This is a genomic window from Actinomycetota bacterium (assembly GCA_035765775.1).
Classification (GTDB): Bacteria; Actinomycetota; CADDZG01; order JAHWKV01; family JAOPZY01; genus DASTWV01.
Genome location: DASTWV010000001.1, coordinates 1 through 13,356, shown reverse-complemented (window position 1 = coordinate 13,356; position 13,356 = coordinate 1). Strand labels below are relative to the sequence as shown.

13 protein-coding genes are annotated in these 13,356 nt (G+C 71.1%); 9 read left to right on the top strand and 4 right to left on the bottom strand.

Going from position 1 to position 13,356, the window contains the following annotated elements:
* Positions 1-23: 23 nt before the first annotated feature.
* The 3 genes from VFW71_00065 to VFW71_00055 all read left to right on the top strand — a co-directional run bounded on the left by VFW71_00065 (position 24) and on the right by VFW71_00055 (position 2,775).
* On the top strand, positions 24-617 hold the full coding sequence (locus tag VFW71_00065) for a hypothetical protein (protein ID HEU5001162.1): 594 nt from the start codon (positions 24-26) through the stop codon (positions 615-617).
* 69 nt (positions 618-686) lie between these two features.
* Complete coding sequence (locus tag VFW71_00060) at positions 687-1,601, top strand: methyltransferase domain-containing protein (protein ID HEU5001161.1); 915 nt, start codon at positions 687-689, stop codon at positions 1,599-1,601.
* A gap of 145 nt (positions 1,602-1,746) precedes the next feature.
* Positions 1,747-2,775 carry an iron-containing redox enzyme family protein gene (locus VFW71_00055; GenBank protein HEU5001160.1) on the top strand — a complete coding sequence of 343 codons (1,029 nt, stop codon included), beginning with the start codon at positions 1,747-1,749 and terminating at the stop codon, positions 2,773-2,775.
* 44 nt (positions 2,776-2,819) lie between these two features.
* On the opposite strand, the gene VFW71_00050 is transcribed toward VFW71_00055, so the two are convergent.
* The gene (locus VFW71_00050) at positions 2,820-3,149 is read right to left on the bottom strand and encodes a CDGSH iron-sulfur domain-containing protein (GenBank protein ID HEU5001159.1); all 330 of its coding nucleotides are present in this window, start codon (positions 3,147-3,149) and stop codon (positions 2,820-2,822) included.
* Positions 3,150-3,405: 256 nt separating this feature from the next.
* Here VFW71_00050 and VFW71_00045 point away from each other — a divergent pair, with 256 nt between their 5' ends.
* Entirely contained in the window at positions 3,406-5,808 is a 2,403-nt protein-coding gene (locus tag VFW71_00045) for an FtsX-like permease family protein (GenBank protein ID HEU5001158.1), read from the top strand.
* 19 nt (positions 5,809-5,827) lie between these two features.
* On the top strand, positions 5,828-6,265 hold the full coding sequence (locus VFW71_00040; GenBank protein HEU5001157.1) for a cupin domain-containing protein: 438 nt from the start codon (positions 5,828-5,830) through the stop codon (positions 6,263-6,265).
* 53 nt (positions 6,266-6,318) lie between these two features.
* Here VFW71_00040 and VFW71_00035 read toward each other — a convergent pair whose 3' ends face one another.
* Positions 6,319-7,506 (bottom strand): hypothetical protein, encoded by a 1,188-nt coding sequence (locus tag VFW71_00035; GenBank protein ID HEU5001156.1) that lies wholly within the window; start codon positions 7,504-7,506, stop codon positions 6,319-6,321.
* A gap of 85 nt (positions 7,507-7,591) precedes the next feature.
* Here VFW71_00035 and VFW71_00030 point away from each other — a divergent pair, with 85 nt between their 5' ends.
* The 4 genes from VFW71_00030 to VFW71_00015 all read left to right on the top strand — a co-directional run bounded on the left by VFW71_00030 (position 7,592) and on the right by VFW71_00015 (position 10,734).
* Positions 7,592-8,773, top strand: coding sequence for a glycosyltransferase (locus VFW71_00030; protein HEU5001155.1), 1,182 nt, complete (start codon positions 7,592-7,594; stop codon positions 8,771-8,773).
* 84 nt (positions 8,774-8,857) lie between these two features.
* Positions 8,858-9,166 (top strand): antibiotic biosynthesis monooxygenase, encoded by a 309-nt coding sequence (locus VFW71_00025; GenBank protein ID HEU5001154.1) that lies wholly within the window; start codon positions 8,858-8,860, stop codon positions 9,164-9,166.
* Positions 9,163-9,672: a hypothetical protein gene (locus tag VFW71_00020; GenBank protein ID HEU5001153.1), complete on the top strand. Its 510-nt coding sequence runs from the start codon at positions 9,163-9,165 to the stop codon at positions 9,670-9,672. Before VFW71_00025 ends, VFW71_00020 begins: the two co-directional genes overlap by 4 nt.
* Before the next feature lie 9 nt (positions 9,673-9,681).
* Positions 9,682-10,734, top strand: a complete 1,053-nt coding sequence (locus VFW71_00015) for an aminotransferase class V-fold PLP-dependent enzyme (GenBank protein HEU5001152.1) — start codon at positions 9,682-9,684, stop codon at positions 10,732-10,734.
* Positions 10,735-11,047: 313 nt separating this feature from the next.
* Here the strand turns inward: VFW71_00015 and VFW71_00010 are convergent, their stop codons facing one another.
* Positions 11,048-11,641, bottom strand: a complete 594-nt coding sequence (locus VFW71_00010) for a hypothetical protein (protein ID HEU5001151.1) — start codon at positions 11,639-11,641, stop codon at positions 11,048-11,050.
* The gene (locus VFW71_00005) at positions 11,638-13,245 is read right to left on the bottom strand and encodes an RHS repeat-associated core domain-containing protein (GenBank protein HEU5001150.1); all 1,608 of its coding nucleotides are present in this window, start codon (positions 13,243-13,245) and stop codon (positions 11,638-11,640) included. Before VFW71_00005 ends, VFW71_00010 begins: the two co-directional genes overlap by 4 nt.
* Between the last annotated feature and the right edge of the window lie 111 nt (positions 13,246-13,356).

Sequence of the window (13,356 nt, the reverse complement as noted above, 5' to 3'; positions counted from 1 at the left end):
ACGCCCGAGCAAGGAGGACAACGATGAGCACCCGGGAGCAGGACGTCTTCGTGATCGCCGACCAGGCACTGTGTGCCGTCCTCGAGCAGATCGCCCCCGACCAATGGGCCATGCCCATCCCCACCTGGTTCCAGACCGGCCAGGCCCAGGACGGCCTCACCGTGCGCGCCATCGTCAACTACCACGCCTACGACGAGGCTTGGGTGCCCGATGTCCTGGCGGGCAAGACGGTTGCCGAGGTGGGCTCCCGCTGGGACGGCGACCTGCTCGGCGCCGACCCCATCGCATCGTTCCGGGACCTCGCCGCCGCCGCCCAGGCCGCCGCCCGGGGCCTGGATGATCCCGAACGCACGGTCCACCTCAGTTACGGCGACTTCCCGGCCCGCGAGTACCTGCGCCACATCACCTCGTTCCGCGGCTTTCGGACCTACGACATCGCCAAGCTCATCGGAGCCCCCACCGAGATGCCCGCCGACCTGGTGCAGGGACTGAACGACCTCATCGTCCCGGACATCGAGCAGTGGCGGGCCATGGGCGTGTTCCCGGCGGCTGTGCCGGCTCCCGCCGGTGCCGACGCCCAGACCCGTTTGCTGTGCCTGTCGGGCCGCGAGCCGTGACCCTGTGCGGCCCGATCTGAGGTAGCCTGGCCGCGACCCCAGAACTGTCGCAAGGCCGTCGGATACCGCATGAGACTTCGAAAGCGCGTAACAACTGAATCATCACCGACCCCGGCTCAGCCCCCGGCGGAGCCAGCCCCGACGCCGGCGCAGGCCGCCGAGGCGCCCGTCCCCGTCGATCCGGCGGTCCAGGCCGAGGTGGCGGCGGTCCCGGGCTGGTTCCATTCGATCGACGTCGGTGGGGGCGTTACCACCGGGGGCCACAAGCGCCCGGAACAGCTGGCCAATGAGCTCAGCATGCTGGGCCTCCCCGACCTGCACGGCCTCAGCGTGCTCGACATCGGCGCCTGGGACGGCTTCTTCTCGTTCTCGGCCGAGACCCTCGGTGCCGCCCGGGTGGTGGCCCTCGACCACTACGCCTGGTCGGTGTCCTGGCCGGCGGTCTACGCCTACAACGCCGAGTGTCAAGCGGCCGGCAAGCCGCCCCAGCCCCACGACACCATCCCGGAGATCTGGCATCCGGACACGCTGCCGGGCAAGCAGGGCTTCGACACCGCCCGGCGGCTGCGCAACTCCAAGGTGGAGAGCGTGGTGGGCGATTTCATGACGATGGACCTCGCCCAGCTCGGCACCTTCGACGTCGTGCTGTTCCTCGGCGTGCTCTACCACCTGATGGACCCGTTCCTCGCCCTGCGCCGCCTGGCGCAGGTCACCCGGCGGCTCGCCATCGTGGAGAGCGTCTGCGTGGTGGTCCCGGGCATGGGCCACCACCCGCTGTGCGAGTTCCTGGAGTCCGACGAGCTCAACGGCGACCCCACCAACTGGTGGGCGCCCAACCGGGCGGGCATGCTGGCGATGGCCCGGGCGGCGGGGTTCACCGACGTGTCCTGCCCCATCGCCCCGCCGGAGGACGCCGCCCCGGGCGAGTACGAGTGGCACTACGGCCGGGCGATCATGCACGCCGCCAAATCCACCCCGGCCTAGCCGTCAGCTCCCGGCCGTACTCCGCCCCCCGCCGGCAACCCCGGCACGGCAGCGGCAGAGCGCCTGACGTTTCCTCGCCTACCCCCCGGGAAGAACCACGGATGGCCAGGTAGCTGGCCCTTTACTCGCGTTGCCGGAGCTACGAATGGATCTTCCTGTGCCCGGGGTGCAGCCCCGCCTTCCCGCCCCCCGGGGTGCGCTGAGTAGCGCCCTCCTCGACTGCCTGGGCGGCGCCCGGGCCACACCCCCGGAGCCGCCGCCAGCCCAGGGCGGTGACCCTCTGGACGATGAGGATCTCCAACTGGCGCTGTACGTCTGCTACGAACTCCACTACCGGGGGTTTCTGGGGGTCGACCCGTGCTGGGAATGGGACCCCAGCCTGCTCGGGTTCCGGCGGGTCCTGGAACGCCGCTTCGAGCAGGCCCTCGCCCGGGACGTTCCCGTGCCGGAAGCAGTACCCGCCGAGGGCCTGCCCACCGCCCTGCGCGCCCTGACCAACCGGGCCGGGCCGCCCCTGTCGGCGTTTCTCGAGCAGGAGGCGACCCTGGCGCAGTTCCTCGAATTCGTCATCCACCGCTCGGCCTACCAGCGCAAGGAGGCCGACCCCCATTCGTGGGCCCTCCCCCGCCTCGAGGGCGCCGCCAAGGCCGCCTTGGTGGAGATCCAGGCCGATGAGTACGGTGGCGGGCGGCCCGAGCGCATGCACCAGGAACTCTTCGCCGCCACCATGGCGGCGCTGGGCCTCGACCCCGCCTACGGCGCCTACCTCGACGCCATCCCGGCGACGACGCTGGCCACGGTCAACCTCGTGTCCTTATTCGGGTTGCACCGGCGCTGGCGGGGAGCGCTGGTGGGCCACCTGGCCGCCTTCGAGATGACCTCGACCGAACCGAACCGGCGCTTCGGCAACGGGTTGCGCCGGTTGGGGTTCGGGGCGGAGGCCACCACCTTCTACGACGAGCACGTGCAGGCGGACTCGGTCCACGAGCAGGTTGCCGCCCACGATCTGGCCGGCGGCCTCGCCCGCCAGGAGCCTGCCCTGGTCAGCGACATCCTCTTCGGGGCAGAGGCGTGCCTGCACCTCGACGACCGTGCGGCCGGTCACCTGCTCGGCGCATGGACCCGGGGCGAGTCCTCGCTGCGATGGGTTGAAGGGCCGCCCGGAGCGGGATGACGGGGGCGGATCAGGGGTCGCCGCCCGGCGAAATCCCCGGGTTATCAACTGGCTCTGCGCTCGTCCCCACGATGCTCCCGGGGCCAGACTGCCCGGTGGCTGCCGTCGCACCAGGGCAGGGTCTCTGAGAGCCCGCAGCGGCACAGGGCCACGGTCTTGCGGGGCAAGGGTATCTCCCGCCCCTGGGCATCGGTGACGCGGAACGTCCCCCGGACCACGTAGGGCCCGTCCGGGTAGAGGGTGACCGTGGTGGGAGGGGAGCGCAGGGCTGGCGGGGTGCGCCTGGGGGGATCCCGCAGGGCCTGACGGAGTCTCCGGCCCCGCTCCACCAGCCGGCCCAACGCCCCCGGGGGCCCGCCCCGATGTCTTCGCATCAGCTCCCTCGCTTCCTCGTCCGTCGTCCGCCTGCCGACGTTTCCTATACCCCGGCCGGTCGCCCCGACGGCGCCGCCGCCATAGATCCGTCCGTGAGCAACCGCGGAAGGAGGGCTGGCCGCCCCCGGCCCGTGGGGCTGGCGCCCTTGACCGGGCAGCGCCGGAGCCGCCTAATGATCCTCGGCACGGGTATCAACGGGCATCACCGGGATCACGGGAGCGCCCGGATCACCGGCTATCACGGGCGGGGGGACCATGGCGGCGGTGTGGATGCGGGCGCGGGCGGCACTGCGGCACCGTGCGCTGTCCGCCGTTGCCCTCGCCCTGGCGGTCGGGATCGGGGGTGGCGGGGCGCTCCTGGCCTTCGCCGGCGCCCGCCGGACGGACTCGGCTGTGGCCCGCTTCGTCGCCTACGAGCACCCCGCCCAAGGCAGCGTCGATCCCCAGGACCCCACCGACGACGAACCGGCCCTGCTGGCCGAGATCGGGCGCCTGCCGGAGGTGGCGGCCAGCGAGATCGGTGCCCGCCTGCTCCTCGGGGCCTCCGTCAACCTCAACGCCATCGCGGCCGTCGACCAGTCAGGATTCAACCGTCCGATCGTCGCGGCCGGCCGCCTCGCCCGCCCGGGACAGCCCGACGAGGCCATGATCAATGATCAGGCCGCCGCCGACCTCCACCTCCACGTCGGTGGCTCGCTGGACGTGCAGGGCATGGCCCCCGCCGACGTGCTCCAGGCGCTGCGCGGGGCTGTTGTGCAGCCGTCCGGCGAGGTCGCCCACCTACGGATCGTGGGGATCATCCGGCTGCCGGTGGACCTCAGCCTGGCCCCGGCCCCCGCCGGAGTCGACTTCACGGCCAACGACAACCTCTACCTCACGCCCGCCTTCTTCGCCGCCCACGGCGCCACGATGGGCCACCTCGGCCTGGGCCTCTCCTGGCGCCTGCACCGCCCTGCCGACCTCCCCGCATTCACCCGGGCGGTGGACCAGCTGTCCGGCGGGCGCCTCGTCGCGCACCCCGGGTCCGACGACCTGGCCGCCGCCCAGCAGGCCGAGCACGCCACCCGCATCGAGGCACTCGCCCTGCTCCTCTTCGGCCTGCTCGCTGCCGTGCTCACCGCCGCTCTCGTCGGCCAGGCCCTGACCCGCCAGGCGCACCTGGACGGCGCCGACTATCGCGTCTTGCAGGCAATGGGGTACACGCGCCGCCAGGCTGCCGCGGCCGGAGCACTGAACGCGGCGGTTGCGGGACTGATCGGCGCCGTACTCGCCACCGGTCTGGCCTTCGCCACCTCGGCGGCCATGCCCATCGGCCTCGCCCGCCAGGCGGAGGTGTCGCCCGGGCTGTCGTTCAATGCCACCATCCTCGGCCTGGGCGCCCTCGCCATCGCGGTGGCGGTCGCCGGCTGGGCCTGGGTGGCCGCCTGGCGCACCGCCCGGACCTACGGCGCGGCGGGGGGCCGCGCCGGGAGGCCATCGCTTGCCGAGCGGATCGGGCTGACCCGCTTCTCGCCCAGCTTCTCCATCGGGATCCGTATGGCGGTCGATCCCGGCCGGGGGGCCAGCGCCGTGCCGGTGCGCACCATGGTGGCCGGGGTCGTCGTGGCGATCGCCGCCCTGGCGGCGACGGTCACCTTCGGCGTCAACCTCACCCGGCTGGCCCGCCAGCCGCGCCTCCAGGGCTGGAACTGGGACCTGGCCGTGGGCAACCCGCACGCCGACGACACCGCCGCCCAGACCATCCCCCAGCTTGAGGCCGATCCCTCGGTCAGCGGGATCACGGCGCTGGCCGGAGCCGGTGGCGGGGTCAGCGCCGTGATCCCGGGGCATCCCGACATGCCGATCTTCGGCTTCCAGAGGGTCAGAGGGGCTGTCCTCCCACCCTTCATCGCCGGCCGGCCGCCGGAGGCGCCCGATGAGATCGCGCTGGCGCCCAAGACCATGGCCGCACTCGGCCGGCACGTGGGCCAGCACGTCGAGATCGGAATGCCCGACGAGACCCGGGCCATGGTGGTCACCGGTGAGGTGGTGCTCACGTCGGCGGCGCTCAACGACTCGATGCCGCTCGGGCAGGGCGCCCTGGTCAACCTCAGTGCCCTGAGCGGGCTGCCCCCCGACGAGGCGGCGCCGGTCAACGTGTTCCTCGTGCGCCTGGCACCCGGGGCGGGGGCCGCGGCGGTCCGCCGCCTGCAGGCCGCCTTCCCCGGCGTCGTGCTCCCTCCGGTGGCACCGCCCGACCTCGAGAATTTGCTCCGGGTGGACGGGCTCCCGGCGGCCCTCGCGCTGCTCTTCGCCGGGGTGGCGCTGCTGACCGTGGGCCACACGCTCATCAGCGGTGTGCGCCGGCGGCGCCGGGAGCTGGCCATCCTCCGCTCGATCGGCCTGGTCGGGCGTCAGGTCCGGGCGGCCGTCGCCTGGCAGGCGACCACGGTTGCGCTCGCCGGGGTGGTCATCGGGCTGCCCGCGGGGGTGATTGCCGGGCGATGGGCCTGGGGGCTTGTGGACAGCCAGCTGGGCCTCCCGTTCCATGCGGTCGTCCCCCTGGGGCTCCTGGCGCTGGTGGCGGGCGCAACCCTGCTGGCGGCGAACCTGGCCGCCGCCATCCCCGGGGCGCTGGCGGTGCGGACCCGCCCGGCGGAGGCGCTGCGAGCCGAGTAGGCCGTGAGGAGAACTCCTCATGACGCGAGTCGTGGCTTGCCCCATCATTTTGGCGGTGAGCCCGGCGCCGTCCGCGCCGCACGACGAGGAGGAGGAAGCCCGCATGAACGAGGTCGCCCGCAGTTTCGAAGGCCCCGACAAGACCCTTGCCTTTGAACACGGTTCCCTGGAGTCGGTCAACGTGGCCGGCACCGGGGGCGCACTGATCCGCATGGTCATGCACCCGGGGTGGCGTTGGAGCACCGACCTCCGCACGATGGTCGGCACCGACACGTGCCAGACCCGGCACGTGGGCTACTGCCTGGAGGGCACCCTGCATGTGCAGCTGGACGACGGTGTGAGCTACGACATCAACCCGGGGGACGCGTTCGTCATCCCGTCTGGCCACGACGCCTGGGTGCTGGGCGACGCCACCTGCACCATTCTCGACTGGGGATCGATGGCGCGGGCCGAGTAAGGCCTTCCCGTCAGTGGACAAGGCCGCCCGGGGGCGGGCTCGGGCGGCCGGCCCTACCAGACCGAGACTTCCGCCAGCCCGCCCAGGCCCAGGCCCGACAGGGACCGCACCCGGATGTAGCGGGCGGACCCATGGACTGCCGTGGCGCCCAGGTCGGCGTCCAGCGAGCCCAACATCGACCAGCTCGACAGGTCGTTCGACCCCTCGATGGCCACCCCGGTGGTGGCTCCCCGGACCACGACCAGGCCCAGGGGCCGTGGGGTCCCCAGGTCGATGATCGCCGCCGTGGTACCGGCCGGTGTGCACCCGGCGCACGGGCTCGGGGCCAAGGCGCCGCCCGTGGAGAGGTTCCCATCGGTGAGCGGGCAGGGATGCAGAGCCACCGGCGCCCCTCCGCCCGGCTGCACCAGGCACCCCGCCCCCCGGGAGGGCGGCGCCCCCGGCCCGTGGAACGCGACCGTGGCCGACCGGTACGTGAACCGGAAGGTCGTGTGGGGGCCGGCGGCCGAGGTCGCGGCATCCACCTCGACGTTCCCGCTGCGGTCCTCCAGCACCCGGCCGTCGACGGTGGTCCCCGATCGGGCGCCCCTCACCGCCCAGTCGTCGCCCGAGGCGCCTGCCGCCCCATCCACAAACCGCACGCCGTACGAGGCGCTCCCCCCGATGGATGAAGGCAAGTCCGGCCACGTGACCCGGTACGACGGCTGGGGGCCCCCGCCGGTTGCTACGCCGGGCGTGGCCCCCCACAGGCGCAGTGCCGGCAGGGCCAGGGTGGCGGTCTGCACAGTGAACGCCACGGTCGTGCCGCCTGCCGCGGCTCCGCCCGGGCCGACGGCGGTGACGTCCAGCGTGTCGGCGTTGCCGACCGACCCCTGGGTGTCCGCCCCGCTCAGGGTGTAGGCGAACGACCCCGAGCTGTCGGTGGTGGCCCGGCGCGCCCGGGCGCAGAACGACGGCTGGTGGGCAACGAAGCAGGACAGCCCGAGCTTGCTGAGCGCCAGTGTCAGGCCGCCCAGCACCTCGCCGAGGTCCGCCTCCTTGACCAGGGCCACCTTCGCCCCGGGCACCGGCGACCCCGAGGCGTCCACCACCGACCCGGAGACGGTGACGGTGGCGTCCGAGGAGATCCGGCTCCGCGTGCAGCCGGTGGCGACCAATGCCACCACCACGCCGGCGGCGAGCAGTGCCCGCCCGCAGCGCCCGCCTCGCTCCTGCCCACCCATGCCCGCACTGCCCGCCATGCCCACGCCCCACGCTACCGTGCCGGCCTGGCATCCGCGGTCCGGCGTCAGCGCCCCGATCCCGCACCGGCGTAGCCTTCGGGCTATGCGTGTGCTCTTTGCCTGCGTCCCGGCCTACGGGCACCTCCACCCCTTGCTGCCCCTCGCCCGTGCCCTGGCGGCGGCGGGCGACGAGGTGACGATCGCCAGCGGTCCCGACGTCGCCACCTCGATCGAGGCGGCGGGCCTGCGCAGCTGTGCGCTCGGACCGCCGTATGCCGAGTGGTTTGCCGAGATCGGCCGCCGGGGGGGCGGCCAGCTGGGCGACGGCCTGCCCATCGACCGGATCCTGCCCTACTTCGTCCCCCGGCTCTTCGCCGAAGTCGGCGCGCAGTTCATGGTCGATGGCCTGGTGGCGGCGGCTGCCGGCACCGATCTCCTGATCTTCGAGAGCTTCGCCTTCGCCGGCCCACTGGCGGCGGCGGTCGCCGGAGTCCCTGCAGTGCACCACCTCCTGGGCCCGCCGGTCCCCGAGGAGGCGATGGCGCTGGCCGCCGACGCCATCAGCCCCCTCCGCCGCCGCTACGGCCAGGACTACGCCCGCTTCGCCGGTGCATATGAGGTCCCGACCATCGCCATCTGCCCGCCGGCGCTCGGCGCCTCCGCCCTGCCGGATCCGCCGGAGGTGCTCTCCCTGCGCCCGGTGCCGATCGACGCCTGGGGGGATGCCGTCCTCCCGGACTGGGTCGCAACGCTGCCCGACCGGCCCACGGTCTACGTCACCCTCGGCACAGTGGTCAACCAGAACCGCGGCATCTTCACCGCCGTCCTCGAGGCTCTGGCCGGCGAGGCGGTCAACGTCATCGTCACCGTCGGCCAGGCCAACGATCCCGCCGCCCTCGGGCCGCTCCCGCCCAACGCACGGGCCGAGCGCTACATCCCCCAGAGCCAGCTGCTGCCGCACTGCGCCCTGGTGATCAGCCACGGCGGGTCGGGGACCCTGTTCGCCACCCTCGCCCAGGGCCTGCCCACCCTGATGATCCCCCAGGGTGCCGACCAGTTCGTCAACGCCGAGCTCTGCGCCGCCGCCCGGGTGGCCGAGCGCCTCCTCCCCTCCGAGGTCACCTCCGATGCCATCCGGGACCGGACCCGCGCGCTGCTGGGAGCCTCACCGGCCCGGGAGGCTGCGGGCCGGGTGGCCCAAGAGATCGCCGCGATGCCGGGCCCGGACGAGGTGGCAGGGCAACTGCGCCCTTTTGTGGACAGGCTTCGCGCGCACGACTTGTAACGCCACCTAGCACAGTGGGGACTGAAGGGCGTAGCCTTTGTGCTGGCGGTTTTGGGCAGGAAGGACGCAGCGAAAGGGGGCGGCATGTACGGGACCATCATGCGCGCGCGGGTGAAGGCCGATGCCCGGGAGGCCTTCGAGCGGACCATGGCGGAGTGGGAGGAGCGGCGCGGGTCGCCGGACGGGTACCACTCGAGCGAGATCGCCTGGGAAGAGGCTGATCCCAACCGGGTGGTGCTCGTTGTGCACTTCCGGGACAAGGAGAGCTACGTGGCCAACGCCCAGTCCCCCGACCAGGATGCCGAGTACCAGGAGATGGTGAAGCTCTTGGAGGGTCCGCCCGAGTGGATCGACGTCAACTACGGCTCGTACTCGGGGAAGCCCCTTCCGTGAGCCGGGACGCCGCTCTGGCGGCGCTGGACAGCGCCAAGGCCTCGTTCGTGGCAGCCATCTCGGCAGTCCCGGGCGAGGCCCTGGCCTTCCGGAAGCCGGAGGACGACTACAGCCTCGGGGGCCTGATCGCCCACAACGTGGGCGTGGTGCAGCACTACCGCATCGTGCTCGGCGCCCTGGTGGCCAGCAGCGGCTCGGAGGTCCGCCCCGAGGACCCGGCGGGGTTCTGGGACACCGTGGCCGAGCGCAGCAAGGCGCCGCTGGCGGCGGCCGGTTGCGCCGCAGCCCTCGCCGAGCTCGACGCTGAGCACACGGCGTTCATGGCCGAGCTCGGTGCCCTGCATGGCGAGGCCTGGGACGCCAAGCGGCCGGTGTTCTACGGGACGGCCGAGGAGCCGCTCGACACGGGGGCAGAGGACATCGCCGGCTGGGTGGGCGCCCACTACGAGGAGCACGTCCCCCACGTCCACGAGCTGGAGGAGGCCTGGAGGGCAGGGTCCGCCTAGACTGCGGGGGTGGCTGACGCGCACTTCCCGGTCCTGGACCGCATCGCCTACCTCAACGCCGGGGCCGTCGGCCCCCTGTCCTCGCACACCCACGAAGCCATGGCGGAGGCCGAACGCCGCTCCCTGGAGGACGGCCGGGGCGGCCACGGCACCTGGCAGGCCCGCATCGACGCCCGCCAGAGCCTGCGGGAGCGCCTCGCCACGCTGATCGGCGTCCCGCCCACGAAGCTGGCGATCACCGCCTCGACCACCGAGGGCTGCTCGATCGTGCTGGGCGGCTTCGGCCTCGGCCCCGGCGACGAGGTCATCACCTCCGACGCCGAGCACCCCGCCCTGACCTGGACCCTCCCGGCGACGGGAGCGGTCATCAAGGAGGCCGAGGTCCTGGGCAGGACCGACGCCGAGGTCATCGACGCCGTGGCCGCCCTGGTGACCGACCGCACCCGCCTCATCGCCCTCTCCCACGTGCTGTGGCTGAACGGCCAGGTGCTGCCGATCGCCGGCATCAAGGCCCGCACCGGCCTCCCGATGCTGGTGGACGGCGCCCAGTCGGTGGGGGCCATCGACGTGGATGCCACCCAAGCCGACTACTACACGGTGTCGGGGCAGAAATGGCTCTGCGGGCCGGAGCTCACCGGGGCGCTGTACGTCGCCGATCCCCGCAGCCTGCGGCCGAGGCGCGTGGTGCAGGGCGAGCAGTCCCATGTGGATCCCGACGAGGCCGCCAGCCTGGAGTTGCTGTTCCACCCGGCATCCCTGATCGCCGGCCTGCTGGCGGCGCTGGAGGACCGCCCGGCGGACGCCGCCGAACGGGGGGCCGCCATGACCGCCTACTGCCGGGATGCGTTGCTGGCGGCGGGGGTGGAGGTGCTGACCGCGCCCGGCCAGTCCCGCCTGGTGGCGTTCCGGGTGCCGGGGGACTCCAACGAGGCGGTCGAGCGCTGCCAGGAGCGGGGCGTGACCCTGCGGGCGGTGCCGAACGGCTCGCTGCGGGCATCCTGCGGGTGGTGGAACCGGGAGTCGGACATCGACCGCCTGGCGGAGGTCGTGCGCGGGCTGTAGTCCGAGGGGCACGAGTGTCCCGAGCCAGAGATACGCTCACAATATTGAGCGACGTTCTCCAGGATCTCGTATGCGCAACCATGTGGGGTGAAATGCAGGTGGAGTCGGGGGGGCCACCAGCCAGCGGTGGATGGTCGGCGTCTTGTGATGGAGATGTTGTCGATGATCACGTAAACGTCGAAGTCGGTTGGCACGCTACGAACGGGCATTCTCCGGTGCGCGCGTGTCCATCCTCATTCACGCCCGGTCGCCGCGGCGCTTGGGCAGCCTGCAGGGCCGCTTGCCCGTGATTATCGGCCGAGACTCCGCACGCTTATTGAGTCTCTAATTTGAGAGAATTCTTCGTCAATCTAGCCCACTGATGCAGTAGTTGGATCGCCGCCTCCTGCCCCTGAGAGCGGAGAAGTCCGCTGAACTCGATAAGGCGCTTCATGAGTTGGTCTTCGCCCCCGACCCCAGCCCTGCCAATCGCGCGTTCAAGAATTTCATTCGCTTCTGCTTTCCGTCCCAAAAGTGTAAGCGCGTAAGCAAGTACTTCGTCAGTCTCCGGGGCGGGGAGGAGCTTCATTCCGCGGTTGACGATCCTTGTGAGGGCGGTCGCTTCATCGCCGACCTCCATTGCCGTCTTAACTGCCGAAGTCAGGGACTCCGGGTCCTCCAATCGGTATTTGCGGGCGCCACCCCCAACGCGCTCCGACCAAGATAGATAAAGGAAATCTGCGGGTACGAATAACGGCATAGTCACCTGCCAAATATACACCCCTTTATCAAAACTGGATCCTTCCGCCAACACCCCAAGAAGAACAGTAGCTACCGGCACCCTGTAGCAGAGATTTTGCTTAAATGCCCAAGAGTATTTCGGTATTAATAGAGGCGTCGTGAGCCGCTTCCATTCGGTAGTCTTCATGGCCGGATTTCCGTGATCGGAACACTTTGTGATAGAGAAGGGAGATTAGCTCGGACCTGGGCGACACGTGCCGCAGTAAGCTTTGCGCTCCCCGTCTTCAGATCGTAGATCTCGGTAGGCCGAAGCACGTCGCCTTCTACCACATCGAGCCGTACGCTGCCTGGGGTACCCCAAGGAACGACCTTGCCGCGAAGGTAGGAAACCTCGCTGGTTAGATTTGAGTCCCCAAGCGCCTCAATTTCATTTCGGAAGGCTGTATGAACCAATGTTCCGTAGACGGATCCGCTTCCTCGGCCCACGGTTGACTCAGCCTTCGTCGCGAGTTGGGACAGCAGATCCGCCGTGCTGGATGCCCCCGCTGAAGACTCCGCGCCATCAATTGCAGCAGCCGCGCCAAATCCCTCCTCAAGGTCGCTGGCTGGAGTGAGTGGCGCAAGCGCAAGAGGTGCAAGACTATCTGCTCCTGGTTCAATCGTCGAATAAATTACTTTATCTGCAGGCGTTGCGGAACAGTTGCTTGGGGTGTAGTTGAACATTCCGCAGCGGTCCATCGTGCTGAGTTCGTGCTGTGCGGCAACCGGATGTGTTAGTACAGCGACGACTGACTCCACTGCTCGAGCGGCTTTACCACCGGGGCAGCCCTTTTTGCCACTGTGGGGCAGCCACCAGCAGTAGCCGTTGTCGATCATCCCGGCCGGGTTCGCCCCGGCGTACAGGTACCGGTTGCCGGTGAGCGGGTCGGCCTGCAGGGCCAGGTCGCCTTCCGAGGCCACCCAGTTGTCGGCCGAGGTGAAACGTCCGACCCGGGGGTCGAGCAGGCGGGGCCCCAGGGTGTACACCCCGAGCTTGGGGTCCTCAGGCGCCATCTGGAACTTGAGCCGGGAAGCCCACGTCGACGAGCTGCCCGAGGCGGCGGTCTGGGAGACGAGGTTGCCGAGCACGTCGTAGGCGTAGGCCGCCACCACATGGCCGGAGGTGTCCACCAGGGCGGCGTCGTTGTCGTGGGGATCGGTGACGAAGCTGGACCAGGTCCCCGGCCCGTTGGCGGTGGTCTGCTGGGCGACCGGGCTGCCCGAGGAGTCGAGCAGGTAGGCGGCGGTGGCGGTGCCCGAGACGCCGGTGGCCTCCACCAGCTGGGAGCCGGACCCGCCGTAGAAGTCGAGCTCGGCGGGGCTGGAGGAGTCCTGGCGGGAGACGAGCCGCCCGGCGATGTCGTAGGCGTAGGCCACCCAGGAGCCGTCGGGCGAGGTCACCTTCTGGGGGTGCCCGGCGGCGTCGTAGGCCGTGGTGGTCACCGACGAGCCCGTGGTCTGGGTGGTCTGCTCGCCCAGGTGGTCGTAGCCGTAGGTCGTCACCGTCCCGGTGGGGACACTCACGGTCTGCGTCAGCCGGTTGCCCGAGTAGCTCAGGGTCGACGACGGCGTCGAGCGGTCGTTGCCGGCGTCGTCGGGTAGGTAGGCCACCGGGGCGGCATCGGTCGGCCCCTGGGCGGTCGACAGGAAGCCGGCCGGGGTGTAGGCGAACCTGGCGGTCCAGGCACCGGAGCTGCCCCCCGGCTGGGCGCTGGACACCGCTGAAGCGCCCTGGGTTCGGTAGACACTCACGGGATTGGATCTAGGGCCTCGCCGCTGTGGCTGCTACGACGGTAGTACTCGGCTTCGAACTCTGCCGGTGGCACGCCTCCGTTCGCGCCGTGGATCCTGCGGTTGTTCCAC

Coding starts and splice junctions, on each gene's coding strand:
- VFW71_00065 (HEU5001162.1), top strand. CDS start 24: ATGAGCACCCGGGAGCAGGACGTCTTCGTGATCGCCGACCAGGCACTG.
- VFW71_00060 (HEU5001161.1), top strand. CDS start 687: ATGAGACTTCGAAAGCGCGTAACAACTGAATCATCACCGACCCCGGCT.
- VFW71_00055 (HEU5001160.1), top strand. CDS start 1,747: ATGGATCTTCCTGTGCCCGGGGTGCAGCCCCGCCTTCCCGCCCCCCGG.
- VFW71_00050 (HEU5001159.1), bottom strand. CDS start 3,149: ATGCGAAGACATCGGGGCGGGCCCCCGGGGGCGTTGGGCCGGCTGGTG.
- VFW71_00045 (HEU5001158.1), top strand. CDS start 3,406: ATGGCGGCGGTGTGGATGCGGGCGCGGGCGGCACTGCGGCACCGTGCG.
- VFW71_00040 (HEU5001157.1), top strand. CDS start 5,828: ATGACGCGAGTCGTGGCTTGCCCCATCATTTTGGCGGTGAGCCCGGCG.
- VFW71_00035 (HEU5001156.1), bottom strand. CDS start 7,506: ATGGCGGGCAGTGCGGGCATGGGTGGGCAGGAGCGAGGCGGGCGCTGC.
- VFW71_00030 (HEU5001155.1), top strand. CDS start 7,592: ATGCGTGTGCTCTTTGCCTGCGTCCCGGCCTACGGGCACCTCCACCCC.
- VFW71_00025 (HEU5001154.1), top strand. CDS start 8,858: ATGTACGGGACCATCATGCGCGCGCGGGTGAAGGCCGATGCCCGGGAG.
- VFW71_00010 (HEU5001151.1), bottom strand. CDS start 11,641: ATGAAGACTACCGAATGGAAGCGGCTCACGACGCCTCTATTAATACCG.